Source organism: Dermatophilaceae bacterium Soc4.6 (assembly GCA_039889245.1).
GTDB lineage: Bacteria > Actinomycetota > Actinomycetes > Actinomycetales > Dermatophilaceae > Lapillicoccus.
Window position 1 is genome coordinate 1944897 of the sequence record JAZGVH010000002.1, and the last position, 26090, is coordinate 1970986.

Genomic DNA, 26090 nt, shown 5'->3' on the forward strand with positions numbered 1-26090 from the left:
GGGGTTCCGCGCGGGCGCCCGCCCGCGTCGGGAGAGGCTGAACCGCTCACGCTCTCCCGAGCCGAGCTGTATGGCGGCTTCGATTGGAGGAGTGAGAGTCGTCGCAGCCGGCATCTGCTGGGTCGAGGACCGTGCCGAGCCGCCAGTGAATGGTGACTCGTCCTCAGCGGGTGGGGCGGGTCGAGCCCTCGTTGGTCTCCCGGTCGGCTTCGACGGCCTGGGTGGCTTTGCGGGCGGCGATCAGGACGGGGTCCCAGACTGGGGAGAACGGTGGGGCGTAGGACAGGTCGAGGTTGAGCAGCTCGGCGACGGTCGTCTCGTGCCACAGTGCCGTGGCCAGGACGTCGATGCGTTTGGCGGCGCCCTCCTCGCCGACGATCTGGGCGCCCAGCAGCCGCCCGGTGCCCCGCTCCGCGACGAGCTTGGTGCGGATCGGTTTGGCGCCCGGGTAGTACCCGGCTCGGGTGGTCGAGTCGACCGAGACGCTGACGGCCTCGAACCCGGCGGCCTCGGCGTCGGCCTCTCCCAGGCCGGTACGGCCGACCTCGACGTTGCAGATCTTGGTCACCGCCGTGCCCAGCACGCCGGGGAAGGTCGCGTATCCGCCGCCGAGGTTGATCCCCGCGGTGCGGCCTTCTTTGTTGGCATGCGTGCCCAGCGCGATCGTGACCGGCCGGCGCGAGACCCGGTGGAACTTCTCCACGCAGTCCCCCGCAGCCCACACTCCGGGCGCCCGGGTCCGCATCCGCTGGTCGACCGCGATGGCGCCGGTGGGACCCAGCGGGATGCCGGCGGACGCGGCGAGCGCGGTGTGGGGGCGCACCCCTAGGCCGAGGATGACCAGGTCGGCGCGGACGGTGCCCTGGTCGGTCACCACCGCGCGGACGCGGCCGGTGTCGGTCTCGAAGCCGGTCACGGTCTCCTCGAGCCGCAGCGTCATCGTGAACCGCCGCATCGCCTCGACCAACAGGCCGCCCATGTCGGGGTCCAGGGTGTCCATCGGGGTGCGGCCCCGCTGGATGACGGTGACGGGGATCCCCCGCGCGCACAGGGCTTCGGCCAGTTCCAGGCCGATGTATCCGGCGCCGACCACGACCGCGCTGCGGGGAGGTTCGGCCTCGAGCGCGGCACGAACGGCCAGCCCGTCATCGAGGGTCTGCACCCCGAAGATCCCCCCGGCGTCGATCCCGGGCAGCGGCGGACGGATCGGCACCGCGCCGGTGGCGATCATCAGCTGGTCGAAGGCCTCCCAGGTCTCACCACCGGTGGTGAGGTCGCGGGCCAGGACTGCGCGCCGGTCCAGGTCGATGGCCATCACCTCGTGACGGACCCGGGCGTCGATCGCGTGGTCGTGGGCGAACTGCTGCGGCGTGCGGGCGATCAAGGCGTCCAGCTCACCGACTTGGTTGCCGATGAAGTAGGGGATGCCGCAGGCCGAGTAGGAGGTGTAGCTTCCACGCTCGAACGCGACGATCTCGAGGTCATCCGGGTCGCGTTCCCGGCGGGCCGCCGAGGCCGCGCTCATCCCCGCCGCGTCCCCGCCGACCACGACCAGCCGCTGTCTCATCTGGCGGCCTTGGGCTCGGGGAGCACCCGGTGCCACTCCCGCAGGTCCGGCGCACCCGAGGCGAGCTGGTGTACCTGGTCCCACAGCGGCCACCGCCGGTCCGCGCTCGGGACGCTGTCGAGCTTGACGAACACCGTGTGGTCCTCATCGAGCACCAGGCTCGGGGTGCCGAACACACCCAGCCGCTTGGCCGCGGCGTGCTCCCCGGCCAGTGCCTCGAACGCCCGGTCGTGGTCGAAGTCGCCCAGCCCGGCATTGCGACCGAACCCCACGATGTCTTCGGTCGAGAGCCGGCCGGTCTCCTCGTGCCAGGCGTCAAACATCCGCCGACGGTACTGATCGACGTCCCCGTCATCGGCACCGACCGCCAGATGGACCGCGAGCGCGATCAGCGACACGTTCTCGCCCAACGCGCGCTGGCTGAAGACCGGCGGTCCGTCCCCGGCCCGGTTCTGCTCGAGCAGCGAGAACGGCCGCCACACCACCCGCACACCGTCCACGGCGTCGAGCCAGTGCCGGGCCCGGTTGGAGAACCCGCAGGTGTAGTCGAAGAACACCTCAACATCGTTCACGATCGTCCTCATCTCACTTCAATTAGTTCACACCAAGTGGGTCATTCAGTCCTCGCCTCCCATCCGGAGGGTCAGCGGGCGCGTCCTCGGTCGAGCAGCAGGCCCAGGGTGGTGCCGTAGACCAGGTGCAGCAGGAGGGTCGCCGCAGCGATCTTGGCGGTGACCGCAGTCCCGAACGGGCCCCAGCCCAGGTAGGGCAGCCAGACCAGGCCCATCAGCGCCCACAACACCACGGCGTACCCGATGGCCGTGGCCACGGTGACCCGGCGCAGCACCAAGGCGAGGACGGCACCGGCCGTCGCTCCGTAGCCGAGGTGCGCCAATACCGCGAGCCCGATCAGGGCCGGCTTGGGCATCGAGCCCAGGGTGTGGGCGACCAGGGCCTCCGGGATCGGCTTGGGCATCGGGGAGATCCCGGTCGCGACCCCGGCGATCATCAGCACGCTCATCGCCAGGGTGGCCACCACCCCCCAGCCAGCACCCACGACGACGCGATGGCTCCGGGACTGGGTGCTGGTCAGGTGCGTCTGGGTGTCCGTCATGGAAACTCTCCTCTATCATTCGGTTGGGCGAATGGTTTGATACCATATTCGCTTAGCCAAATGAATGCAACCGAGGGAGCGCTCCGATGACTGTGACGATGAGACACACCGGCGGCGTCGCCGCTGGCACGGTCGGGGCGGGCGCGGTGACGCTGGACGGCCTCGCCGCCGACGTACGGCTGCTGGTGCTGGCCAAGACTGCCTCCGCGCTGGCGGACCCGGTGCGGCTGCAGATCCTGGGCCTGCTGCGTGCCCACGAGGAGATGACGGTGGGCGAGCTGACCCAGGAGCTGCCGGTGAGCCAGCCGCGAGTCTCGGTGCACCTGCGCTGCCTGACCGACTGCGGCTACACCGCGGTACGTCGCGAGGGCCGCCGCTCGATCTACCGCCTCCAGGGACCCCAGATCGTCGAGCTGCTGGACGCGGTCCAGGTGCACGCGGCCAGCAGCCTGGAGGGACTGCTGTCCTGCCTGGCCTGCACACCCTCCGGTGAGCCCGCCACCGGTGCGAACACGGGGTCCGGGTGCTGCTGAGCGGGCGGCTCCCGGCGCTCGCCGACCTGGTGGAGCGGTGGCTGCTGGCCGGGGTGGTCGCCGCCGCGCTCCTCGGGCTCACGTTCTCGACGCCAGCGGTGAGCGCCGGCGCCCACGGGGGCATCACCACCGCGCTGGTGGTCCTGGTGCTGAGCACCGGGGTCACCCTGGCCCCCGCGGCGTGGCGGGGCCTGCGCCCTGCGCTACCGCGCATCACCGCGAGCGTGCTGGTCGCCGCCGCCGTGTTGCCGGTGCTGGCCTGGACGGTCGGCCTGCTGCTGCCCAACCCGGTGCTGCGCCACGGCGTGCTGGCCGCCGGAGTGGCACCCGCCGAGGTCGCCTCGGTGGCCCTGGTGGCGATCGCCGGCGGCCGGGCCGCGGTCACCGTGATGATCGTCGCCGGATCGGTCCTGCTGGCGGTGCTCAGCGCCGGAGCGGTGTTGAGCCTGCTGGGGCCCGCGGCGAGCTTCAACCTGGCCGGCCTGCTCGTCCAACTGCTGCTCATCGTCGCTCTGCCGCTGCTCGCCGGCAGCCTGCTCCGCACCCTGCTCGGCGACCGGCCGGCACCACTCGCCATCGCCCGCCTGCTCGGAGTCATGGCCCTGCTGACCCTGCTGTGGCAGGTCTCCGGCCAGATCCAGCTCACCGCGGCCTACGCGCAGGCCACCGGCGTCCTGGCGTTGTTCCTGACCGGTTCGATCGCACTCGGGTCGCTGCTCGGCGTCGGCCGGCCCCGCCCCGAGAAGGTGGCCCTCGCGCTCCCGGTCGGGATGCGTGACTTCGCCATCGCCGCCGGCATCGCCACCACCGCCTACGGCCCGGCCGCCGCGGCCCCACTGGCCGGCTACGGCGTGCTCGTCCTCCTCTACGGCACCACCCACGCCCGGTTCGCCGCACAACCGACCCGCACCTCGGGCGAACAGACCACCCCATGCACCTACCCCACACCGACAGGACAGTGAAAAAGATGTCGACTCCCCACCCAGCCGATCAGCGCGACCTCCGCCCCTCCGAGGCTGAACACGGGTCCACCGTGCCCGACGACCCCGTGCCCGACGATCCCGGACCCGCCGGTCCCGAGCGGCGCCCCGGTGGCCGCCACCGATGGTGGCCCGCGCTGGTGGCCCTGGCAGCGGTGGCCTGCTGCGCCCTGCCGGGACTGCTGTCGGCCGGGGTGTTGGCCGGACTCGCCGGAGCAGGCGCCGCAGGACTCGTCGGACTAGGCGGCGGTCTCATCCTGCTGACCGCGGCGGCCACGATCGGCATCTTCGCCCTCGGGCACAGGCGCCGCCATGTCACCACCGGTGTCTGCCCGGCCCGAGGCGGCTCCGGCGGCTGCGCACCCGACGAAGCCGCCGACGACTACCAGTGACGACCGAGCCGGAATGTCACGGGACCGCGACGGACGTCGAACCGCCAGTAGATGACGCCTGCCTCAACGTCGAGCTGGACGGTCGCGACCAAGGCTGGCGGCCAGGCCCGCCCTGGGCGCGCGAGAAGACACCCGAAAGGGCGCTCGCAGCAGTGACCTCGTACCACCTGCCGTGCCGCCCGTTGCCCTGGGCCGACGAGGCCGACGGGGCCAGACGCTCTCTGGTCTCGACGTCTGCCTGGGTCGCCCCCCAGACCCGCGGTTCGCTCCCGGGCACCGCGACGTGTGCACGGTGAGCCTCCACGGCCCCCGTCCCTCGGGCCCCAGCCTGCGTGTCCGGCTGGCGGGCTGGCTGCAAAAGGCCGGTCTGTGGCCCCCGGGCCGAACGGCGCGGGAATCGGGGCCTGAAGTTCCTCTGCCCCGGAGCCTGGAGGATCCCCCGCAGAATTCCGAGACCACCGCAGGGGTCACGGGTGGGTGGTCACCGGTGATCACGCCGCTCGCCGTGGCCTGCTTGTGGGGCATCCTTGCTGCCCGATCCCCGACCGTCACGTACCACCTCGCCCCGATGCTCCTCGCCGCCTCCGCCCCCCTCACGACTTTCATCAAGGAGACCCGCGGCCGGGCCCTCCCGACCGGGGCAGCCACCGCGACAGGACTAGCGATCGCCCTCCTCACCACCGGCATCCTCGACTGGCAGGGACTACTCGCCGGCCCCGACCTGACCGGAGGTCACCACGCGGCCACCGAGGCGGCAGCATCGGCCCCACTGGGCGCGATCATCGGCTGGTGGCTGGCCCGACGAGGACACACCGCAAACACAAACGATCCGTGAGCGCCACCGGCCAGCCGGTGCCGCGGCCCGCCCACCTGACGGTTCACCGTGGCCGGCCCGCAACCGGACAGCGGCCGGCGTCGGCTGCGGCGTCGGCGTCAGGGACGTGCCGCCGTAGTTGCTGGCAACCCCAAGATGCAGCCAAAACCGCCGTGCTGACGCGGTCCTGCTGATCGGCTACGGCGTCGTGGTCACCCTCCTCGGGGCCCTCGTGCGTGACCGCACCAGCCCCGCCGTCACCCTCGTCGGCACCGCCGTGGTCGCGGTCGCCTTTGCCCCACTGCGGGAGCGACTTCAACGCGCGGCTGACCGGTTGCTGTACGGCGACCGCGCCAACCCCTACGCCGCACTCCCCGGTGTCGGCCGCAGGCTCGACGGCGGAGCCAGCTTCGGCGCCGACGCGCTCGCAGAGATCACCGAGACGGTTGCGACATCGCTGCGACTGCCGTTCGTGCGGGTCGAGGTCTCGATGGACGGTCCCTCGGACAGCACGATGGCGGCCGAGTGGGGAGACGTGTCGGCCGAGCTTCACGAGGTGGTCCTGACGTTCCGGGGCGAACGGGTCGGGTCGCTCTACGCGGCCAGGCGGACCCCGCACGACAGGTTCAGCTCATCAGAGCTGCGACTGCTCGACGACCTGGGCCGGCAGGTCGGGGTCGCCGCGCACGCGATGCTCCTTACCCGTGACCTGCAACGCTCGCGCGAGGAGCTGGTCACCGCTCGGGAGGAGGAACGCCGGCGTATCAGGCGGGACCTGCACGACGGCCTCGGCCCGGCACTGGCCGGCGTGGCACTCGGCCTGGATGCGGTCAGCCATCTGGTCCACTCCCGATCCGACGAGGCCGCCCGGTTGGCCGAGCAGCTCAAGCAGGAAGTGCACACGAGTCTGGCCGACGTACGGCGCCTGGTCGAAGACCTCAGACCACCGGCACTGTCGTCGCGGACGGGGCAACCGGGCTCGACCCCGTACGGCTCAGTGCCTAGCTCTCGAGCTGCCCGGGTTGCAGGCCGCGTACGACACGACCTTGGAGACCGTGCCGCTGGCGACCTCACGGCGGGCCCGGCTCGACAAGGCGAACATCGAGATGGCCCACGAGCCGCAGTGGTAGCCGACGGTGTCACGGCTGCAGTGCCTGCGGGGGGGCTCGACACTGACCGCGCGTCGCCCTGACGCGCATGTCGATATGGTTCCGAACGACCCCCCTTGATCCAGGCGTCGATGAGCACAGACTCATCCGACGAATTCAGTGCTGCCCCCTTGACACACAGCATCTGCGTATCAGCTAGTCATCATGGGGAGTGCGCCCAAGGAGCGTCCAGGCGGCTTCGGTGACCGCGGCCACAGCCACCCCGAAGACCAGATGGACCGCGACTCCCCGTGCATGGGTGGCGAGCGGGTAGGCCCGATTGGGCGCGGAGAATCCGAGCAGCGGGGTGAGGCCCTCGTCGACCAGGAGGGACATGGACGCCCCGGTCAGTAACCCGGCGGGGACCGGCCCCAGTGACGTGGCGCGGCGCAGCATCGGGTAGAGCGGCGCCCAGGACGCGGCCAAGCCGTAGTGGAAGACGAGGGCGGCCTTGTCCAGGGCGGCGTCGCTGAGGTGCAGGCCGAGCAGCTCCGTGCTCTTCTGGGCGGCGATCCGGTCCGGCGGTCCAGGCCTGGCGGCGTCTTCCCGGTCCCGGTCGGCGGGCGCCTGAAGCTCATAGAGCTTCAGGCTGGCCCGTTCCATCGCGGTGGTGGCCAGGTAGCTGGCCGCGGTAGTGATGGCCAGGTCGGTCATCAGGTGGCGTATGCGCATGAGTTTCTCCATTCGGTGGGGCTGAGGTCGTGAGCGTTTTTTGTGCCCAGGCTCGGATGCCCGGGGGTCGTCACAGCCGGGGTTCAGCCCAAGGCCACCGAGCAGGCTCGGCCAGGGGGCTGGCGAGGTGGTAGGCCGCGGCGACCGGGAGCGCCGCTGGCGCGCGGCTACGCCGGGATGCTCTTCCAGCCAGCGGCCGCGCGGCTTTCGGTGAGGCGAAGAGGTGGACATCGTTGGCAGAAGGCGGACCGGCGACGTAGACGAACCGCGGGTGCCCCGGTGACAGCGCCCGAACCCAGAGTCACGGGTTGCCGGCCACGATGAGCACGGTGGCGAAATACGCTGCCCCGCTGAGCAGCACGGTCGTGGCCGCCGCCGAGCCGATCCGTGCCCATGTCAGGTGCCGTCGCCTGCCGCGCAGCGTCTGCCCGGCCAGGACGAGGGCCAGCAACGCCGGCAGCAGCCACCATGCGCCGAACCCGACCGCGTGTGACCCGGCCGCACCGGCCGACGCGGTGGCCGCGGTCGCCGCAGCACTGGCGCCGACGCCGCAGCAGGATGCGACCAGCAGCGAGTTCAGCAGCCACGGCCCGACGACCGGGACGGCGCCGACAGCCGTGGCGATAAGGCCCCGAGGGCCGCCCCGGGAGGCAGCAGACGCACAAAGCCGGGCGCCCCGGACGGGTCCGGTGTCGATGCCGGCGGCGGAAGGGTTCGGCCCGTCGGGTCGCGGATGGTCATCTGTCAACATGGGGAAAGCCGTCGCTCGGTGGCTCAGCAGCAGGCCGGACCGGGGCCGGAGAACTGCTCCGCGGCCATGCCCTTGGCCAGGGGTCTGGCGAGTTGGTAGGCCTCCGCGACCGGGAGCACCGCCGCGCCGGGGTGCTTGTCCAACCAGGCCTGAGCCGCTTCAGCGGAGGCGAAGAAGTGGACCTGGTTACAGAACGCGGACCGCACCGACGTCAGGTCCTCAGGGTCGACCAGGGAGACGACGGCGGCCTCAGGTGCGAGGCCGGTGACGCCGGCGACGCCAGCTTCGTCGACGTTCAGGCGGACCGGCTCACCGGTGGTGTGGCAGGGGGACTGCACGCGGGCGGGCAACCCCAGGATGGAGGGGAAGATGACTGTGTCCAGGGCGCACCAGGTGTACAACGGCCGGCCGGCCACTTCGAAACGGTGGGCAGTAGGGACCAGGGTCAAGCCGTGGCCGAGGACCCGGCCGTCCGCGTCGTACTCGGTGTCGCCCATCGCCGTCAGCCCCTGGCGCACGTCGGAGACGCTGCGGCCGGTGACGGCCGAGAGGTCCTCAACGGTGACCGGGCTCCCCTGGGCGAGGAGGACCAGCAGCGGCTGCCAGAGCCACGGCACCGCGCCAGCCTCGGCGGCGGTCAGGCGCTGCGTGAGGTGATTTAGGTCGGCGGTCATGGGGTCCCTCTTTCTCGGACGAGCTGGTCAGGAGGCGCAGCAGGACAGTTTGGACACGTCGGTGGTAAAGGACTGGGCGGCGATCTTGATGCCTTCGGTCATGGTCAGGTACGGGCACCACAGGTCCGTGACCTGCTCCACGGTCATCCCCGCGTTGAGGATGTAGACGGCAGCGGCGGCGAGCTCGCCCGCGGCCTGGGCAACGGCGGTTACCCCGACGATGATCCCGGTGTCGGCGTCGGCGACGATCTTCACGAAGCCGCGGGTGTCCCGGTTGACCAGCGCCCGGGGCACATACTGCAAGGGCAGGACCCGGCAGTCGCAGCGGATCCCGGCCGCGGTGGCCTGCTCGTCGGTCATTCCGACGGCCGCGATGTTCGGGGTGGTGAAGGTAACCCGGGGCAGGTGGGTGTAGTCGAGGGTCCGGTCGGCGCCGGTGAAGGCGTTGTCCACGGCGAGCGAGCCGTGCGCGCCGGCGACGTACACGAACTGCGGGTGGCCGGTGACGTCACCGGCGGCCCAGATGCGGGGGTTGCTGGTGCCGAGGCCGTCGTCGACGACGACCTGGCCGCGGTCGCCGACGTTGACCCCGACCCCGCTCAGGCCCAGCCCGTCGGTCACCGCGCGCCGACCGGTCGCCACCAGCAGATGCGTCGCACGGTACTCCCGGGCGGCGCCGTCGACGACCGCGGTGGCGACCACCTCACCAGTGGCCTCATCCCGCCGGACCGCGGTCATCGAGGCGTTGGTAGCGACGGTGATGCCCTCGTCGGTGAAGACTGCCTCGATGACCTCGCCCGCTTCCGGCTCCTCGCCCGAGGCCAGCCGCGACCGGGCCAGGACCGTGACCGTGCTGCCGAGCCTAGCGAAGAGCTGCGCCTGTTCCAGGGCGACGTATCCGCCGCCCAGGACCAGCAGGGAAACCGGGAGCTCCTCCAGCTCCATCGCCGTCGTGGAGGTCAAATACCCCACCTCCTGCAGCCCGTCGACCGGGGGTGCCCACGGCGCCGAGCCGGTCGCGACCAGATAGTGCTGCGCCTCGACCTGCTCCACCTGGCCATCCGTGCGGGTGACCTGTAGCGCCGGGCTCTCGGGTGCGCCGGTGAACGTGGCGGTACCCGGCAGCAGGTCCCAGCCGTACTCGGTGACCAGGTCGGCGTACTTCTCTGCCCGCATCGACTCCACCAGGTCCCGTTTGCCGCCGATGAGGGCGACCATGTCCACCGGATCGGCCGAGGTGGAGATCCCCGGGAACCGGGAGTCGGAGGCGACGTGCCGGGCGTCGGCCGCGGCGAGCAGCGCCTTGGACGGGACACACCCGGTGTTCACGCAGGTTCCCCCGACGGTCCCCCGCTCCACCATCACCACCTTCTTACCGAGCCCGATGGCGTGGATGGCGGCGGCGAACGCGCCCCCGCCGGAACCGATGATCGCCAGGTCGTACCTCGTCATCAACATCTCCTCGAAACCTCGTGGCCCCGGCAACGCTCTCAAACGCCTGCGCAGTGGCTTGTCATATCCGGATAACCGGATGTAGTGTCAGACTCTCACACCATCGAAGGAGCTGTCCACATGCCCGCACTGACCGCCGCACGCGAGGTCGAACGGCTCGGCCTGCCCGCCGGCAGCCCCCTGGTCCCGGCCGAGCCCGCCGGACGCCAGATCATGGCCAAGTTCTTCCGCGCCATCGGCGACCCCACCCGGCTGCTGCTGCTGGAGTTCCTGCTCAGCGGCGAACGCACCGTCACCGAGTGCATCGAGCACGTCGGGCTGTCCCAGTCCCGGGTGTCCTCGCACCTGGCGTGTCTGGCCGACTGCGGCTTCGTCGCCGTCCGCCGCGACGGCCGGTTCACCCGCTACCAGGTCACCGACCCCCGGGTGGTGCAGCTGCTCGGCCTGGCCCGCGCCCTGACCGCAGACAACGCCGCGGCGCTGGCCGCCTGCGTCCGCATCGACTCCTGACCTGATCCCCACCGCACCATAGGAGAACGCACATGCCCCACACTCAAAAGAATCCCGGTTCAGGGCTGCGCGGCGGCCTCGCCGCTGGCGGAGCGGTCCTGCTCGCCGTCACCTGCTGCGCCGGGCCGGCGCTGATCGCCGCCGGGGCGCTCGGCGTGGCCGGCGGCCTCCTGCGCAGTCCGGCTGTCCTCGCCATGGCCGCCCTGGCCCTGGTCGGCGCCGTCCTGTACGCCCTTCACCGCCGCCGCTCAGGGCCAGCCGCGGCCGCAGACCCGTCGCTCCCGCAGGATCGCGCCAGCGACTGTTGTACGCCCGGGCCGACCGACCGCCGTGACTCCCTCCCCCCTCAGGATCGCGCCAGCTACCCCCAGGAGCGCTGACCGATGCCCCACCTATCCGCACCCGCCCCGCCCCGCTCACCCAGCCGGTCAGGTCCGCGGCGCACGGTTCTGGTGGCTATCGCGGCCGTGGCCGCCGTCCTGGCGGTCGTGTTCGTGCTGTTCGCCGCACGCTCGTCCACCAACGGTTCGACCGCCGCGTCACCGGCCGCGGGGGGCGCCGCACCCGCCCAGGCCGCGGGCGCCTTCACGGCTCGGACCCTGGACGGTGCGGGCGTGGACGTGCCTGGATCCCGGCCGAGCGCCCTGTTCTTCTACTCCGTCGAGTGCGGGGCGTGCGGCCCCGGAGCGCAGTCCCTGGCGCAAGTCCAGAAGGCGGTGGGCGCCAAGGCCAACTTCGTGGCCGTCAACGTCAACCCGGGCGACACCGCCGGCGACATCAGCGGCTTCCTGCGCGACAACCACGCCGAAGGGCTGGCCCTCATCAAGGACACCGACGCGCACCTCCTTCAGGCCTACCAGGTCAACCAGCTGTCCACCGCCCTCATCCTCAACGCGTCCGGGCAGGTCGTCTACCGGGCGGTTGACCCCAACGCGGCGCAGATCCAGTCCGAGCTCGCCAAGGCCGGCGCGCGATGAACGGACTGGTCGCGTTCGCCTTCGGCGCCGGCATGCTCTCCACGGTCAACCCGTGCGGGTTCGCCCTGCTGCCAGCCTTCCTCGCCTACCACCTCGGCTCGGACAACTCGCCCACACCGGCCTTAGGGACACCGTCCTCGGCCGTTGGCCGCAAAGTCATCAACGGGCTGGCGACCGGAGCGATGGTCAGTGTCGGCTTCGCCGCAGTCTTCACCGTCACCGGACTGCTTGTCGCCCTTGGGCTGCGCAGCATCATCGGCGCCGTCCCCTGGGTCGCGGTCATCATCGGCATCGTCCTCGTCGGCCTCGGGGTAGCCATCGCCGCTGGTCGTCACCTCGGAGTCACGGTCAGCAGCAGGAGGACAGGCGCCCACCCCCGTCGGGGTCCCGCAGGGATGCTCGCCTTCGGCGCCGCCTACGCCATCGCCTCCTTGTCGTGCACCCTCGCTGTGCTGCTGGCGGTGATCGCCCAGGCGCTGGCCGCGAGCAGCCTGACGACCCTCGTGGCCGTCTTCGCGGCCTACGCTGCCGGGGCCAGCACCGTCCTGATCCTGCTCGCCCTGTCCACGGCACTCGCCAGCTCAGCCCTGGCCACCGGACTGCGACGCGTCAGCCGCTACCTCCCCCGCATCGCCGGCGTTGTCCTCGTGGCCTCCGGGCTCTACCTCATCGCCTACTGGGCGCCGGCCCTGAACAGCGGCCGGGCGAACCAAACCTTGGCCAGCGGCGCCAGTCCACTGACCTCGGCGCTCAGCAACTTCCTCCAGCAGCACACCACCCAGATCACGGCCGCGGCCATCATCGCGGTCCTGACCACGCTCGTGGCCGCGCTCTGGATGCGCCGGCGACCCGCCCTGAAAACACCGATCGCGGACCACCCAGACCTGACAGCTGGACCCTCGACACACCGCCCAGCTGAACGGCGCAATCGATTTTGACCATCCCCGCCGAGACCGGACGGTTGCCGGTCGGGCTCGTGACGACGGAGGACCGCTGGGCCCGACTCCTCTGACGCACAAAGAGGCCCTATGAAAGGTGAGTCACTTAGCCGCGTAGCGGCCGTGTCGGACCGCCAGCCGGGCGCCAGCCCATTGCCGAGGAGGAGACATCCTGGCGAGCCGAGCCTAGAGTCTGCCTGTGAGCGGCCTCTATCCGTTCCTGTCCGTCAGAGACGTTGGCGCCGCGGTCGCGTTTCTACGAGCGGCCTTTCGGAGCCACTGAACCGGGTGACCGCGTACGGGCTCCCGACGGGCCACAGGTAGCGCTGCTCACCATTGGCGGCCGCCGCCTTGGAGTCGCCACCGAGGCGGCCGACCTCGACACGCCCAGCCCGGAGACGGTGGGGGCCACCACGGTCCGGGTCTCGTTGGACGTCGAGGATCCCGACGTCGTGGCAGCGCGGGCGGTGTCGGCCGGAGCTCGGTTGGTGTTCCCGGTGGCCGACCAGCCGTACGGGATGCGTCAGGGACGGGTGGTCGACCGGTTCGGGCATCACTGGCTCATCGGCGGTCCCCTCAAGGGGTGACCTGCCGCGACGCCGTGCGACGGCGGTCTGGCGTCCTGGGCAACCAGAATCGCGATAGAACCTAGGTGGCTCTCAGGCGAGCGCTCTGGTCAAGTCCGCTGGATTGCTGTACGACAATCGTGATCCCGTGGTGACCTTGGTCAGGCGCTGATAGCGCCGGGAATCGTTGCGGTGATGGCCTCCTCGGTCTCTTTCGGCTGCCAGGCGGCCCGGCAGCGGCCCATGAGCTCGAGGCCGAGGTAGCGGCGTTGCTCGGCCCATTCGTCGTGCTGCTCGGCCAGGACCGCGCCGATGAGGCGGGTGATCGCGGCCCGGTTCGGGAAGATCCCGACGACGTCGGTGCGGCGGCGGATCTCCCGGTTGAGGCGCTCGTTGGGGTTGTTCGACCAGATCTGACGCCACACGTCCTTCGGGAAGACGGTGAACGCGAGGATGTCGGCCCGGGCGCGCTCGAGGTGGGCGGCGACGGCGGGTAGCTTCTCGGTCAGCGCCTCGATGACCCGGTCGAACTGGGCCTCCACCGCGTCGGTGTCGGGCTGGTCGTACACGGAGTGCAGCAGGGCTTGACCCAGGGCCAGGAGCTCTTCGGGGTCGCCGACATCAGGTTCGCGGCGTAATGAGTGCGGCACCGCTGCCAGGACGCGCCAGGCAGGGTCGCCCCGATCGCCTCGACCAGGCCGGCGTGCGCGTCCGAGGTCACCAGGCCCACCCCGGTCAAACCCCGGGCGTTGAGGTCGCGGAAGAAGGCCAACCAGCCGGCGGCGGATTCCGTTGTCGCGGTGTGGATCCGAGGATCTCGCGGTAGCCCTCGGCGTTGACACCGGTCGCGACCATGACCGCGACCTTCACCACCCGCCCGCCCTCGCGGACACGGATCATCAAGGCGTCGGCCGCGACGAACGTGTGCGGGCCGTCGGTCAGGGGCCGGGTGCGGAACTGCTCGACCTGCTCGTCGAGGTCCTTGGCCATCTCGGACACCTGGGACTTGGACAGGCCCGTGATGCCGAGGGACTGGACCAGCTTGTCCATCCGGCGGGTGCTGACCCCGAGCAGGTAGCAGGTCGCCACCACCGAGGTCAGCGCTGCCTCGGACCGGCGGCGGCGTTGCAGGAGCCAGTCGGGAAAGTACGAGCCCTCCCGCAGCTTCGGCACCGCCACATCGATGGTCCCGACCCTGGTGTCGAGGTCGCGGTGGCGGTACCCGTTGCGGCGGTTCGTGCGGGCCTGCGAGCGGGTGCCGTACTCGGCGCCGCACACGGTGTCGGCCTCCGCCGACAGCAGGGTGTTGATGAACGTCGCGAGCATCTCGCGCATCAGGTCGGGTGACGCTTGCGCGAGCTGCTCGTGCAGGAAGACGTCAGGGTCGATAATGGGTCTAGCGGTCATCGTGGTGCTCCGTTCGAGGCGGTTGTGAGAGATCACTCGAAAGGATCCAGCGGTGACCGCGCCTACGTCAGCAGGACACGCTCACCGCTCGGATCGTCGTACACCACTCTGCAGGACTCCACTACTCACCGGGGCGGCTCAGACTGGTACTTGGCGCAAGGTGGAGCTTGTGTCATGAGCCAGTTCCTAGCCTGCTGCGGAACGTGCTACCAGGCGTGCCCGGACCTTGTGCAGCTGGGGCATGAGTCCGTAGATGACGATGGGCACGGCGATGGTGGCCAGGATGAAGGTGCGCAGTAGCGGGTTCAGGAGGCGTAGCCAGTCCCCCAGGGTGAGGTTGATGATGGTCAGTGTCGGGAAGACGGCGATCCAGATCATGAGCGCCAGCTGGTGCTTGCTCGGTGGGCCTGGCCGCGGCGGGGCTGTGGGGCTCGATGCCGTGGTTGAGGCTGGGCCGGTCGCGTAGTTGGACATGGTGGAGCTCCTCTTTGAGGGATGTGTAGGTGGTGGTCGCGGGTGCGACGGGGTCAGGCGGGGAATCCTTGGTTGAAGTAGGCGACGGCGGTGCGCACGTCGTCGCCGACGAGGTCGGTGTTGATGGCGATGGCTGCGGCTGACCCTTCGCCGGCGGCGGTGATGACCTGCGCGCGGGCGTTGGTGACGTTGCCAGCGACCCACAGCCCGGGGAGACTGGTCGTGCCGTTGGGTCCGGTGACGACCCAACCCTGCTCGTCGACCTGGCAGCCGACGCCGGTCAAGAGGGCGTCGTGGGGGACGAATCGCGGGGGGATGAAGAGCGCCTGCCGGGGGATGCTGCGCCCGTCGACCATCGCCACCGCGGTCAGCTGGTCGTCGTGCACCACAACGCGTTCGACGTCTCCCTCGACGACGCCGATGGCACGCGCGACCAGCTGGGAACGGTCTGCCGGCGTGAGGGTGTCATCGGGAACGAAGAACACCAGATCATCGGTCCACTGCCGCACGACCTGGGCGTAGCGGACGCTCTCCGGGCCGTTCCACAGCACTCCGAGCTGCTGGTCGCGCACTTCCCAGCCGTGGCAGTACGGACAGTGCAGCACGTCCTTGGCCCACCGTTGCTCGAGCCCGGGGAGGTCGGGCAGTTCGTCGCGTAGACCTGTGGTGACCAGAACCTTGCGGGCCTTGACCCGCTGTCCGTCGTCGAGAAGGGCGTGGAAGCTCGACGGCCCGCACCGGATGAGCTCGGTGACGGTGCCGGCGATGAATGTCGCTCCGTACCCGGTGACTTCCTCCCGGCCGGCGGCAAGGAGTGCGGCGGGCGGCATGCCGTCGCGGGACAGGAACCCGTGCATGTTGGCGGCGGGAGCGTTGCGCGGTGCGCCGGCGTCCACGACCAGGACGTGGCGGCGGGCTCGGGACAGGACCAATGCTGCGGAGAGGCCGGCGGCCCCGCCGCCGATGACCAGGACGTCGTAGGTGTTCATGTCGCCACTGTGCGGCCGACGCTGCGCCCGTGGAAACGTTTGTTGCCGTTCCTGGGAATGCACGGGGGCAGAACGTGGTCCTCTGACCTGTCGGCGGGCGCGCGCGGACGACCACAGCTGACGGGGGCGGCAGCCCCGCCGCCGGTGGTGGCAGCGTAGGTGCCCTGAGGTCTTCGCTGCCCCGCGCTCTCGGGCAACAGGGGTTGCTATTCATGGGAATCCTCGGTGCAATGCAGAGGTGAAGAACGGCTCGAGCGCACCGACGGCCATCACCTCCGCCTTGGACCTCGTGGGGCCGCGGTTGCGCAAGGTGCGCGAGCAACGCGGCGTGACCCTGACCGTCGTGGCCGAGCGGACCGGGATCTCCAAGAGCACGCTGTCGCGTCTGGAGAACGGCCAGCGCAAGCCCAGTCTCGAACTGCTCCTGCCGCTGGCGCAGGTCTACCGTGTCCCGCTCGACGACCTCGTGGGCGCACCGGACGTGGGCGACCCCCGGATCCGGCTCAAGGCCCGACGGGTGAACGGGCGCACGGTCTTGCCGCTCACCCGGCACCCGGACGGGATCCAGGCGTGGAAGATCATCATCCCCGTGGGTCAGTCCACGCCCAAGCTGCGCACCCACGACGGCTACGAGTGGCTCTACGTCCTGACGGGGCGGATGCGCCTGATCCAGGGTGAGCGGGACCTCGTCCTCGGTGCGGGTGACGCAGCCGAGTTCGACACCCAGACGCCGCACTGGTTCGGCAGCACAGGCGAGGAGCCAGCCGAGGTCCTGAGCATCTTCGGCCGCCCCGGCGAACGCATCCAGGTCCCTGCCAGGTCGCGGGCGACGTGATGGCTCCGGCCCTGGTCGAGACCAAGTTCTTCCTTCCGCCCGCGCGCGCCGGACTCATCGCCCGGAATCGTCTCGACGAGGTCCTGTCAGCCCGAACGACACGGCTGACGCTGCTCTCGGCACCCGCCGGCTTTGGCAAGACGACCCTGCTCGCCCAGTGGTTGAGGACGCAGGCCCGACGCGCGGACCTCCTGATCGCCTGGCTGTCACTGGACGAGGGCGACCGCGTCCCGCACACGTTCTGGACCTACGTCCTGACGGCGCTCGAACGGGCCGCCCCGGGCAGCGGGTCCGCGGGCCTGCAGCTGGTCACGAGCGGACAACCCGTCGAGGCGGCCCTGGCTGCCGTGCTCAACGAGCTCAGTGTCCTCCCCGAGGACGTCGTCCTGGTCCTGGACGACTACCACCTCGCCGAGAACCCGGGGATCCAGCCGGGGATGACCTTCCTCGTGGACCGCCTTCCTCCCCAGGTCCGCCTGGTCATCATCACCCGCGCTGACCCGGTGCTCCCTCTGGCTCGACTCAGGGTGCGAGGGGAGCTGACCGAGGTGCGGGCGGCGGACCTGCGGTTCACCGACGCCGAAGCGGCACGCTTCCTGAGCACGGCGACAGGCCGCGACCTACCCGCCGAGGAGGTAGCCGCTCTGGGCACCCGCACTGAGGGCTGGATCGCCTCGCTCCAGCTGGCCGCCCTCTCGCTGCGCGACCGCACCGACACCTCCGGCTTCATCGCTGGATTCACCGGCACCGACCGATACGTCGTGGACTACCTCGTCGAGGAGGTCCTCGACCGCGAACCTCCCGACGTGCGCAGCTTCCTGCTCGACACCTCGATCCTCGACCGACTCTGCGGCCCCCTCTGCGACGCAGTCACGACGGCTGACGGCGGCGACCAGGCCCTGACGCGGCTGGAGCGACGCAACCTGTTCGTCGTCCCCCTCGACGACCAACGGCGTTGGTACCGCTACCACCACCTGTTCGCCGACGTGCTCCACGCACACCTACTCCGCGAGCGACCTCACGCCCTCAAGGGGCTGCACCAGCGGGCGAGCCGTTGGTACGCCGAGAGCGGGCACACCGAGGAGGCGGTTCGGCACGCGCTCGCCGCCGACGACCCCGACGCCGCCGCAGACCTCATCGAGCTCGCACTGCCCGACCTGCGCCGCGACCGTCGCGAGAACCTGGTTCGGCAGTGGGCGGACCAGCTTCCGCCGGGCATCGTGAGCCGTCGGCCGGTGCTCGCCATCGGTCTCGTGGGGGACTCATGGCCAGCAACGACTTCGACGACGTCGCACAGCGGCTGCTCGAGCTCGAGGCCATGCTCACCCTTCCTCGGTCGGAGCTGGTGGTCGTGGACGTGCGCGAGCTGCCGCGGTTGCCCGCCGCGATCGAGAACTTCCGGGCCGGGCTGGCCCTGGTTGCCGGCGACCTCACGGGGGCGGTCGATCACGCAACGCGAGCCCAGGCGGCGGTCATCGACGGCGACCACCTCATGCGCGCATCAGCCGCCGGAATCGGCGGCCTCGCGACCTGGGCGGGTGGAGACGTAGTCTCCGCCCACCTGGCCTACCGGACCTGCGCTGAAGGCCTGACCAAGGCCGGACATGTTGCCGATGTCCTCGGGTGCTCACTGTCCCTCGCGGACCTGGAGCTCGTCCTCGGCAGGCTCAGCGACGCCGAACGCACCTTGGTGGACGCCCTCAGTCTGGCTGAACGACACCGTCCAGATCCTGCACAGGTCGTGCGCGGGACGGCCGACATGCTGGTGGGTCTCAGTCGCACGGCCTGGCACCGAAACGATCTCAGCGCCTCGGCCGACTACCTTCGTCGCGCTGACGAGCTAGGGGAACCAGCAGGGTTGCCGCAGCATCCCTACCGCTGGCGGGTCGCTCTGGCCCGCCTCAGGGCGGCTGAGGGCGATCTCGCCTCCGCCCTGGAACTGGTCGATGAGGCCGAACGGGTCTACGTGAGTGACTTCTCTCCCGCGGTGCACCCCTTGCACGCCACCCGGGCGCGCATCCTCACCGCTTCCGGCGACCTCGGAGCAGCCGAGGCCTGGGCCCGCGCGCACGACGTGCGCACGGACAGCGACCTCACCTACCTCCACGAGTACGAGCACCTCACGCTGTGCCGGATCCTGCTGGCCGGACACGACCCGCAGAAGGCACGCGCCGCCGCCGCACTCCTCGACCGCTTGTTGGCGAACGCCCTCGACGGCGGACGCATCGGGAGCGTCATCGAGGTGGAGGTCCTGCGCACCGTGGCCGCTCATGCGCTTGGCGACGACCGCAGCGCCCTCAGCGCCATGCAGAGCGCAGTCGATCTTGCCGAGCCGGACGGCTGGATCCGGGTCCTCGCCAACGACCACGCGACGACCGCCCCGGTCCTGCAGGCACTGTCCCGACGCCGGCCGCGTTCGGCCTTCATCCGCGAGCTGCAGGCTGCGAGCACGCCCCCGCGCCCCGACCCAGGACCGGCGACCCCAGCCGCGCCCACCCTCCTGGACCCGCTGAGCGACCGGGAACTCGATGTCCTCCGGCTGCTCGCCTCCGATCTCGACGGGCCGGCGATCGCGCGCCATCTCGTGGTCTCACTCAACACCGTCAAGACCCACACCAGGCACATCTACACCAAGCTCGAGGTCAACAACCGGCGCGCGGCAGTGACCCGTGCGCATCAGATGGGGCTGACGAGCTAGTCACGCCGCGAGTGATGCTCGGCGGGCTCTTGCCTGCTGCCCCGCAGTCGGCCTACGACCACATTCCGGCCGACCACGACGACGCACAATCACCCCCTCCATCACCTCATCGGGTGACGCCAGGTCACCCTCTCAACTCCTAGGTTCCGGTTATCCCCGCGGCGCTCGTCGCGGAGCACCCAGAAAAGGAGTGGGACATGACCATCACACCCGCCACGCTGACCCGGGCAGCCGGCCTCGCGGCCGTTGCCGCCGGAGCCATCTTCATCGGCGTGCAGCTCGCTCACCCGGAGCTGACCGTCGCCGGAGTCAACACCACCGAATGGGTGGTGCGCAGCTCCCTCAAGGTGCTGATGGCCGCCCTGGCCTTGATCGGCATCACCGGAATGTACCTGCACCAGATGAAGAGGATGGGCGTGCTGGGCCTCGTCGGCTACCTGGTGTTCGCGACCAACTACCTCCTCATCTTCGGCACGTCCTTCGTGGCCGCCTCCGTGCTCCCCTCCATCGACGCCACCAGCCCGTCGTACGTCAAGGACGTCCTCGCCGCGGCCTCCGGCGGCCACGCGTCAGGTGACATCGGCCTGCTGGGAACCGCGCTCCTGCTCGACGGCGCCCTGTACATCGGTGGCGGGCTCCTCTTCGGTATCGCGCTGTACCGGGCCCGGGTCCTGACCCGTTGGGCGGCCGCGCTTCTGGCCGTCGGTGGCCTCGCGGCCGCCGGGCTCTCGTTGATGCCCGACCCGTGGTTCCGGCTGCTGGCCGTCCCCAACGGCATCGCCATGATCGCCCTCGGCTACTCGCTGTGGTCGACCCTGCGCCCCCGGACACGCCCCACGACTCTCGGCACCTCGGTCCTGACCGCGACCGGCGCACCATGACCCGGCGCACCAGCCGGTGGGTGCCGGTAGGCCTGATCGCCCTGGCCGCGGTGCCCGTCGTCGCCGGCACCGCCCGGCTCGTCGAGATGCTCGGCGGACCACAGCTCATCCCCACCGACGCGCGCTTCGCCGCCTCCCCGGTCCCGGTCGTCGTCCACGTCGTGTCGGCCATCGGTTACGCCCTCCTCGGCGCCTTCCAGTTCTCCGCCGGCATCCGCCGGCGTCACCCCAGATGGCACCGTCAAGCCGGGCGCGCCCTGGTCGCGGTCGGTCTCGTGGTGGCACTGTCAGCGCTGTTGCTGACGCTGGCCTACCCGCAGAAGGAGGGCACCGGCGACCTCCTGTACGCGTTCCGGCTCCTCTTCGCGTCCGGGATGGCCACCGCCCTCGTCCTCGGGCTGGCCGCGATCCGTCGTCGAGACATCGCCCGGCACCGCGCCTGGATGACCCGCGCCTACGCCCTCGGACTCGGCGCCGGCACCCAAGCCTTCACCGTCGGGTTCGGCGAAGTCCTGTTCGGTGTCAGCGTCCCCAGCCACGACCTGTTGATGGGCGCCGGCTGGGTCATCAACCTCGCCGTCGCCGAGATCATCATTCGTCGCCCGACGGGCCGGCAGTCACACAGCACGCCGGCCCGCACAGCCCTGGCCGGGTCGTCATGAGCACCCCAGGCGGACCACACCCACCGGGCACCTACGAGCTGCGCATCGACGGTCACCTCGACGAGCACTGGGCGGCCTGGTTCGGCGGCCTGACGTTGACCCATGACGACGGCATCACCACCCTGCGCGTACCCGTGACCGACCAGGCCGAGCTCCACGGCTTGCTCGCCAAGGTGCGCGACCTCGGCGTCACCCTCCTCTGCGTGAAAGCCGTCGACGCCGACACCTGACGTGCCTCACCTCAGACCCGCCAGGCCGGGCCGACCCCCTGTACAGCCACCCTCATCCCCAAGGACCCAGCCCATGATCACCGTTGAATCACTTACCAGGATGTACGGCGGCTTCACCGCGGTCGACGACGTCAGCTTCACCGCCCATCCCGGCCGGGTGACCGGGTTCCTCGGCCCCAACGGAGCCGGGAAATCCACCACCATGAGGATCCTGGTCGGACTGACCAGAGCAACGTCGGGAACCGCCACCGTCGCCGGGGTCAACTACGTCGACCTGCCCAACCCGGGCCTCGAGGTCGGCGTTCTCCTGGACGCCTCCGCCCAGCACACCGGCCGAACCGGCCGAGAGATCCTCACCGTCGCCCAACGCTTCATGGGGCTTCCGCGCAGCCGGGTCGAGGAGATGCTTGCCGTCGTCAGCCTGTCCCCTCGGGAGGCCTCACGACGGGTCCGGGACTACTCCTTGGGGATGCGGCAACGCCTCGGCATCGCGACCGCCCTCATCGGCAAGCCCCGAGTCCTGATCCTTGATGAGCCTGCCAACGGCCTCGACCCCGCTGGCATCCGCTGGATGCGCGGTCTGCTGCGCGACTACGCCGACCGAGGCGGCACCGTCCTGCTCTCCTCGCACCTGCTCCACGAGATCGAGGTCATCGCCGACGACCTCGTGGTGATCGGCAACGGCCGCATCGTGGCCCAGGGCGCCAAGGACGACCTCCTTCGAACCGCTGGCTCCTCGTTGCGCGCCCTCGACCGCGATGGTGTCGCCCGGGCACTGCTGGACGCCGGGGTCACCTCCACTCCCGTCGGGACCGACGGGCTGCTCGCTGACGCCGAAGCAGGACACGTCGGTGGCATCGCCTTCGCCGCCGGCATACCGCTCCTCGAGCTGCGCCCCGCCGATGGAGCGGGGCTTGAGGAGATGTTCCTTGCCCTGACCGCCGAGACCCAACGAGACAGCACCAACCACTCCCCAGGAGCAGTCACATGACCACCTTGAACACCGCCACCACGGACGGTCCCCGAACGATGACGGGCACGCAGGGGAGCCACCGGCGAATCCCCCTCGGTCGTCTCACCAGCACAGAACTGCGCAAGATGGTCGACACCCGGTCCGGGCTCTGGCTGCTGGCCAGCGTCGGCATCCTGGCAGTGCTCGCCAGCGCGGCCGTGATCGCGGTCGCCTCCACGGATGGCCCGGTCTACACCTCCTTCGCCATCGCGATCAGCTTCACGATGACGGTGGTCCTGCCCATCATCGCGATCCTGTCCGTGACCAGCGAATGGAGCCAACGCAGCGGGCTGACCACCTTCACCCTGGTGCCGCACCGTGGCCGGATCATCTACGCCAAGGCCATCGCCTGCGTGGGTCTCGCCACCGCCACCATCCCTCTCGCCTTCGCGGCCGGGGCCCTCGCGAACCTCCTCGGAGCCGGGATCGCCGGCGTCAAGCCCGTTTGGGACCTGACAGCGACCAACATGCTCACGCTCCTTTTGGCCAACGTCCTTGCCCTCCTGGTCGGCTTCATGCTCGGCGTGGTGATCCGAAGCTCGGCCGGGGCGCTGGTGGGCTACTTCGTCTACTCCTTCGTACTACCGACCCTGTCCACCATCCTGGCTACCTCACAGGACTGGTTCCGACACCTACAGCCCTGGATCGACTTCAAGTACGCCTGTGGCACGCTGATCGACGGCACCCTGACCAGCCAGCAATGGACTCATCTGGGGGTCAGCGCCATCATCTGGGTGGTCATCCCTCTGACCATCGGGCTCAGGCTCGTCCTCCGAGCCGAGGTCAAGTAGCCCCGCAGCACCGTCCGACGCTCAAACCGCTGCATCCCGGATAGAGGCCCCTGGAGACACCCACGAACAGATGATCGTGATCTCCCCACAGGAGGCCGGCACCGGCAAGTCGCACACCCTCATCGTCCTGTGGCACGCCGCGGTCCACGCCGGGTACACGATCAGGTACGCCGCCGCCGCCGACCTCGTCGAGACCCTCTACCCAGGACTCGCGGACAACAGCGTCGGCAAGACCATCGAGACCCTGCTACGCCACGACGTCATCCTCATCGACCTATGCCGACACCGCGACTATGCCGAGGGGTGGGGACGCGCTGTTCGCTGCCCGAGCGACCTCGCCTCTGGCGAATAGTTACAGGCTCTCGAGGAACGCGAGGACTTTGATTCCTCGAGCGACCTCTCGTAGGTGCAGGGAGGCCATCAACCGCTCCTCGGGGTCGTCCGGTCGCAGACCTGACAGGTCCCCGATGCGGTGCGGGCTCCCCGGACCTGATGCGAAAGATGCTCTCGACGTTCATCAACACGCTGCTGTCGGCGCAGGTCGACACCGTGTGCGGCGTCCACTCGGCACACGGCCGCAGGCTGGCACGAACTGCCGCAACGGGTCAACTGCATCGCCGACCCTAGATGAATGATTCCCGGTTCAGTGGTCGTGGGCGGTCAGGGAACGGAGGACGGGTCGAAGATCGACTCGCTGATCTGGCGCAGGGGTTTGAGGAAGCGTTCACCGGGTCGGGGGGCCTCGCCCCTGCGGGCCGGGCACAGCAGCGTGACCCCCTGCGCGGCCAGGTCGGCTTCGAACGCGGCACCGTAGTAGCCCTTGTCCGCGATCAGGATCTGGGTGCCGTTCGTGTCGTGGGTGGTGGGCCGTGGTGGCTGTCCCGCATGACCGAGGCTTCCCCCGTTGCTGCAACACCGGTCACACGACATGGGCATGCGAGGGGCCCTACGACCACTGCGTACGCCACGCAGACGGCCAGGCCACGTGGGCCGCCCCGGGGGATGGGTCGGGTCAGAGCTCTGTCGGCTTGATGGCGTGGTCGCGAAGATCCGACTCGATCTCGCCGACGACCTCTCTCAGTGCGGCGGGCGCACCCCCCTCAACACGCGACAGCTCGTGGTGGAGCTGCTCGAGCTCGGCGCCACCGGCCATCATCTGGGTCAGCTCGTCCCGGCTGATCTCGCTCTTGGCAAAGTCGCCGAGCGAGCGGCCTCGTTTCAGCAGCAGGAACCGGTCACCCACCGGGTAGGCGTGGTGCGGGTTGTGAGTAATGAAGATGACGCCGAGTCCCTTGTTTCGTGCTGCCAAGATGTACTTCAGGACGACGCCCGCCTGCCGCACGCCGAGCGCAGAGGTCGGCTCGTCCAGGATCAGCAGACGGGCTCCGAAGTGCACCGCGCGAGCGATCGCGACCGACTGGCGCTCCCCGCCCGAGAGCGTGCCGACCGCTTGGTCCGGGTCCCGGATGTCGATGCCCATGTCGGCCAGCTCCCTCTTGGTGATCCGCTGGGCCTTCTTCTTGTCGAAGGTCTTCAGCGGCCCCCACCCCTTGGTCGGCTCGGAGCCGAGGAAGAAGTTCCGCCAGATCGACATCAGGGGGATCATCGCCAGGTCCTGGAAGACCGTGGCGATACCCGCGTCGAGTGCGTCCCTCGGGGTGGCGAACGAGACCGGTGCGCCGTCCATCAGCAACGTGCCCTCGTCAGGCTGGTGCACACCGGACAGCATCTTGATGAACGTCGACTTGCCCGCCCCGTTGTCCCCCAGCACGCAGGTGACCTGCCCGGCCCGGACCGTCGTCGAGATCTCCTGCAACGAGATGACGCTGCCGAAGCTCTTCGACACGCCGCGGATCTCCAGCAGCGGCTCAGCCCTCCCCCCGTCGGGCGCTGCGGATCCTGTCGTCGTCCCTGTCATGGCATCACTTCCGGTTCTGCTCGGCGTACCGACGGACGAACTGGTTCGTGAGGACGGCCAGCAGGAGCATGGCGCCGAGGAAGAGCTTGAACCAGTCGTTGTTCCACTGTGCGTAGACGATGCCCTGCTGGGTCATGCCGATGATGACGGCGCCGACGCTGGCCCCGATCGCTGAGCCGTAGCCGCCGGTGAGCAGGCAGCCCCCGATGACGGCAGCCGCGATGTAGTACAGCTCGAAGCCGATCCCGGTGCTGGCCTGCATCGAGGTCAGCCGGAACAGATAGATGTTGCCGACGAACCACGCGCAGAAGGAGACGAACATGAACAGCGTGATCGTCGTGCGCATCGCGGGCACACCCACGTTGCGACTAGCGTTCTCGTCACCTCCGACGGCGAACACCCAGTTGCCGAAACGGGTCCGGGTCAAGATGAACGACGCGACGACGGTGAACACGACCCACCACAGGATGGCGATGTAGAACGACTGACCCTGCACGACGAACTCGTGGGCGAACAGGTCGTGCGGCCCGCTGTAGCCAGGCTCCTGAGCGATCCCGCTGGCCGACACCGTCCCGGTGACGATTTTGGTCACCCCGAGGTTGAGGCCCTGCAACATCAGGAAGGACGCCAGCGTGATGATGAAGCTGGGCAGCTTGGTGCGAATCACCAGGTAGCCGTTGAGGAAGCCGATGCCGAGGCAGACCGCCAGCGACACGGCGAGCGAGGCCCACACGTACAGGTGGAAGTTGACGGTGAGCACCGACGTGACGAGGCCGGCTGTGGCCAGCTGCACCCCGGCGGAGAGGTCGAAGTGGCCGCCGATCATGAGCAGGGCGACGCAGACCGCCATGATCCCGTACGTCGAGGCGGGGTCGAGCCAGTTGGCGATGCCACCGAGCGAGTGGAAAGGTCCGCTCTGCGTGGCAAAGAACACGAACAGCACCACAGCGCCGACGACGGAGCCGAACTCCGGCTTCAGGAGCAGCGCGCGCAGGACACCGACGCTGGCTACGCGTTCGTCGAGCACCACCGGTTGCGCAGTCTCTGTGCTCATCTTGATCAACCTCCATCATCGGGCTGCCGGCAGCGAGGGGAGGGGGAGGGC

The 26090-nt window shown here is 69.9% G+C and carries 30 protein-coding genes and 1 pseudogene; 18 read left to right on the plus strand and 13 right to left on the minus strand.

Annotated features, from left to right (window positions below; genetic code table 11):
* Positions 1 to 163 precede the first annotated feature (163 nt).
* The 3 genes from V3N99_08915 to V3N99_08925 form a co-directional block, all read right to left on the minus strand.
* A complete protein-coding gene (locus V3N99_08915; protein MEO3936865.1) occupies positions 164 to 1567 on the minus strand; it encodes an FAD-dependent oxidoreductase in 1404 nt (467 codons plus the stop codon).
* Positions 1564 to 2139 carry a DsbA family protein gene (locus V3N99_08920; protein MEO3936866.1) on the minus strand — a complete coding sequence of 192 codons (576 nt, stop codon included), beginning with the start codon at positions 2137 to 2139 and terminating at the stop codon, positions 1564 to 1566. Before V3N99_08920 ends, V3N99_08915 begins: the two co-directional genes overlap by 4 nt.
* Before the next feature lie 71 nt (positions 2140 to 2210).
* Positions 2211 to 2681, minus strand: coding sequence for a hypothetical protein (locus V3N99_08925; protein ID MEO3936867.1), 471 nt, complete (start codon positions 2679 to 2681; stop codon positions 2211 to 2213).
* Between the two features lie 98 nt (positions 2682 to 2779).
* Between V3N99_08925 and V3N99_08930 the strand changes: the two genes are divergently transcribed.
* From V3N99_08930 to V3N99_08950, 5 genes are all read left to right on the plus strand, one after another.
* Entirely contained in the window at positions 2780 to 3214 is a 435-nt protein-coding gene (locus V3N99_08930; GenBank protein MEO3936868.1) for a metalloregulator ArsR/SmtB family transcription factor, read from the plus strand.
* Positions 3205 to 4176, plus strand: a complete 972-nt coding sequence (locus V3N99_08935; GenBank protein ID MEO3936869.1) for a hypothetical protein — start codon at positions 3205 to 3207, stop codon at positions 4174 to 4176. The genes V3N99_08930 and V3N99_08935 overlap by 10 nt, the downstream gene beginning before the upstream one ends.
* Before the next feature lie 5 nt (positions 4177 to 4181).
* Positions 4182 to 4586, plus strand: coding sequence for a hypothetical protein (locus V3N99_08940; GenBank protein ID MEO3936870.1), 405 nt, complete (start codon positions 4182 to 4184; stop codon positions 4584 to 4586).
* Between the two features lie 487 nt (positions 4587 to 5073).
* Positions 5074 to 5421: a hypothetical protein gene (locus V3N99_08945; GenBank protein MEO3936871.1), complete on the plus strand. Its 348-nt coding sequence runs from the start codon at positions 5074 to 5076 to the stop codon at positions 5419 to 5421.
* Positions 5422 to 5608: 187 nt separating this feature from the next.
* Positions 5609 to 6592 (plus strand): histidine kinase, encoded by a 984-nt coding sequence (locus tag V3N99_08950; protein ID MEO3936872.1) that lies wholly within the window; start codon positions 5609 to 5611, stop codon positions 6590 to 6592.
* Positions 6593 to 6704: 112 nt separating this feature from the next.
* On the opposite strand, the gene V3N99_08955 is transcribed toward V3N99_08950, so the two are convergent.
* The 4 genes from V3N99_08955 to merA form a co-directional block, all read right to left on the minus strand.
* The gene (locus tag V3N99_08955; protein MEO3936873.1) at positions 6705 to 7220 is read right to left on the minus strand and encodes a DUF1440 domain-containing protein; all 516 of its coding nucleotides are present in this window, start codon (positions 7218 to 7220) and stop codon (positions 6705 to 6707) included.
* A 301-nt stretch (positions 7221 to 7521) separates the two neighbouring features.
* Entirely contained in the window at positions 7522 to 7971 is a 450-nt protein-coding gene (locus V3N99_08960; protein MEO3936874.1) for a hypothetical protein, read from the minus strand.
* A gap of 23 nt (positions 7972 to 7994) precedes the next feature.
* Positions 7995 to 8645, minus strand: a complete 651-nt coding sequence (merB, locus tag V3N99_08965) for an organomercurial lyase MerB (GenBank protein MEO3936875.1) — start codon at positions 8643 to 8645, stop codon at positions 7995 to 7997.
* A 27-nt stretch (positions 8646 to 8672) separates the two neighbouring features.
* Complete coding sequence (merA, locus tag V3N99_08970) at positions 8673 to 10100, minus strand: mercury(II) reductase (GenBank protein MEO3936876.1); 1428 nt, start codon at positions 10098 to 10100, stop codon at positions 8673 to 8675.
* Positions 10101 to 10217: 117 nt separating this feature from the next.
* Here merA and V3N99_08975 point away from each other — a divergent pair, with 117 nt between their 5' ends.
* The 5 genes from V3N99_08975 to V3N99_08995 all read left to right on the plus strand — a co-directional run bounded on the left by V3N99_08975 (position 10218) and on the right by V3N99_08995 (position 13109).
* Complete coding sequence (locus tag V3N99_08975) at positions 10218 to 10607, plus strand: metalloregulator ArsR/SmtB family transcription factor (protein ID MEO3936877.1); 390 nt, start codon at positions 10218 to 10220, stop codon at positions 10605 to 10607.
* A 32-nt stretch (positions 10608 to 10639) separates the two neighbouring features.
* On the plus strand, positions 10640 to 10987 hold the full coding sequence (locus V3N99_08980; protein MEO3936878.1) for a hypothetical protein: 348 nt from the start codon (positions 10640 to 10642) through the stop codon (positions 10985 to 10987).
* A gap of 72 nt (positions 10988 to 11059) precedes the next feature.
* On the plus strand, positions 11060 to 11584 hold the full coding sequence (locus tag V3N99_08985) for a thioredoxin-like domain-containing protein (protein ID MEO3936879.1): 525 nt from the start codon (positions 11060 to 11062) through the stop codon (positions 11582 to 11584).
* A complete protein-coding gene (locus V3N99_08990) occupies positions 11581 to 12522 on the plus strand; it encodes a cytochrome c biogenesis protein CcdA (GenBank protein MEO3936880.1) in 942 nt (313 codons plus the stop codon). Before V3N99_08985 ends, V3N99_08990 begins: the two co-directional genes overlap by 4 nt.
* A gap of 236 nt (positions 12523 to 12758) precedes the next feature.
* Positions 12759 to 13109 (plus strand): VOC family protein, encoded by a 351-nt coding sequence (locus tag V3N99_08995; protein ID MEO3936881.1) that lies wholly within the window; start codon positions 12759 to 12761, stop codon positions 13107 to 13109.
* A gap of 140 nt (positions 13110 to 13249) precedes the next feature.
* Here V3N99_08995 and V3N99_09000 read toward each other — a convergent pair.
* From V3N99_09000 to V3N99_09010, 3 genes and pseudogenes are all read right to left on the minus strand, one after another.
* Positions 13250 to 14495 (minus strand): annotated as a pseudogene (locus tag V3N99_09000) (IS256 family transposase).
* A 186-nt stretch (positions 14496 to 14681) separates the two neighbouring features.
* Positions 14682 to 14969: a hypothetical protein gene (locus V3N99_09005; GenBank protein MEO3936882.1), complete on the minus strand. Its 288-nt coding sequence runs from the start codon at positions 14967 to 14969 to the stop codon at positions 14682 to 14684.
* 53 nt (positions 14970 to 15022) lie between these two features.
* A complete protein-coding gene (locus V3N99_09010) occupies positions 15023 to 15958 on the minus strand; it encodes an NAD(P)/FAD-dependent oxidoreductase (protein MEO3936883.1) in 936 nt (311 codons plus the stop codon).
* Positions 15959 to 16196: 238 nt separating this feature from the next.
* Here V3N99_09010 and V3N99_09015 point away from each other — a divergent pair, with 238 nt between their 5' ends.
* The 8 genes from V3N99_09015 to V3N99_09050 all read left to right on the plus strand — a co-directional run bounded on the left by V3N99_09015 (position 16197) and on the right by V3N99_09050 (position 23419).
* Complete coding sequence (locus tag V3N99_09015; protein MEO3936884.1) at positions 16197 to 16793, plus strand: XRE family transcriptional regulator; 597 nt, start codon at positions 16197 to 16199, stop codon at positions 16791 to 16793.
* A gap of 1318 nt (positions 16794 to 18111) precedes the next feature.
* Positions 18112 to 19491, plus strand: coding sequence for a LuxR C-terminal-related transcriptional regulator (locus tag V3N99_09020; GenBank protein MEO3936885.1), 1380 nt, complete (start codon positions 18112 to 18114; stop codon positions 19489 to 19491).
* 197 nt (positions 19492 to 19688) lie between these two features.
* Positions 19689 to 20372 carry a hypothetical protein gene (locus tag V3N99_09025; protein MEO3936886.1) on the plus strand — a complete coding sequence of 228 codons (684 nt, stop codon included), beginning with the start codon at positions 19689 to 19691 and terminating at the stop codon, positions 20370 to 20372.
* The gene (locus V3N99_09030) at positions 20369 to 21034 is read left to right on the plus strand and encodes a DUF2306 domain-containing protein (GenBank protein ID MEO3936887.1); all 666 of its coding nucleotides are present in this window, start codon (positions 20369 to 20371) and stop codon (positions 21032 to 21034) included. The genes V3N99_09025 and V3N99_09030 overlap by 4 nt, the downstream gene beginning before the upstream one ends.
* Complete coding sequence (locus tag V3N99_09035; protein MEO3936888.1) at positions 21031 to 21264, plus strand: hypothetical protein; 234 nt, start codon at positions 21031 to 21033, stop codon at positions 21262 to 21264. The genes V3N99_09030 and V3N99_09035 overlap by 4 nt, the downstream gene beginning before the upstream one ends.
* Positions 21265 to 21337: 73 nt before the next feature.
* Positions 21338 to 22255 (plus strand): ATP-binding cassette domain-containing protein, encoded by a 918-nt coding sequence (locus V3N99_09040; GenBank protein ID MEO3936889.1) that lies wholly within the window; start codon positions 21338 to 21340, stop codon positions 22253 to 22255.
* Complete coding sequence (locus V3N99_09045; protein MEO3936890.1) at positions 22252 to 23067, plus strand: ABC transporter permease; 816 nt, start codon at positions 22252 to 22254, stop codon at positions 23065 to 23067. Before V3N99_09040 ends, V3N99_09045 begins: the two co-directional genes overlap by 4 nt.
* A gap of 70 nt (positions 23068 to 23137) precedes the next feature.
* Positions 23138 to 23419, plus strand: a complete 282-nt coding sequence (locus V3N99_09050; protein ID MEO3936891.1) for an ATP-binding protein — start codon at positions 23138 to 23140, stop codon at positions 23417 to 23419.
* Between the two features lie 308 nt (positions 23420 to 23727).
* On the opposite strand, the gene V3N99_09055 is transcribed toward V3N99_09050, so the two are convergent.
* The 3 genes from V3N99_09055 to V3N99_09065 all read right to left on the minus strand — a co-directional run bounded on the left by V3N99_09055 (position 23728) and on the right by V3N99_09065 (position 26039).
* Complete coding sequence (locus V3N99_09055; GenBank protein ID MEO3936892.1) at positions 23728 to 24003, minus strand: hypothetical protein; 276 nt, start codon at positions 24001 to 24003, stop codon at positions 23728 to 23730.
* A gap of 76 nt (positions 24004 to 24079) precedes the next feature.
* Complete coding sequence (locus V3N99_09060) at positions 24080 to 24985, minus strand: ATP-binding cassette domain-containing protein (protein MEO3936893.1); 906 nt, start codon at positions 24983 to 24985, stop codon at positions 24080 to 24082.
* A gap of 4 nt (positions 24986 to 24989) precedes the next feature.
* The gene (locus V3N99_09065) at positions 24990 to 26039 is read right to left on the minus strand and encodes an ABC transporter permease (protein MEO3936894.1); all 1050 of its coding nucleotides are present in this window, start codon (positions 26037 to 26039) and stop codon (positions 24990 to 24992) included.
* Between the last annotated feature and the right edge of the window lie 51 nt (positions 26040 to 26090).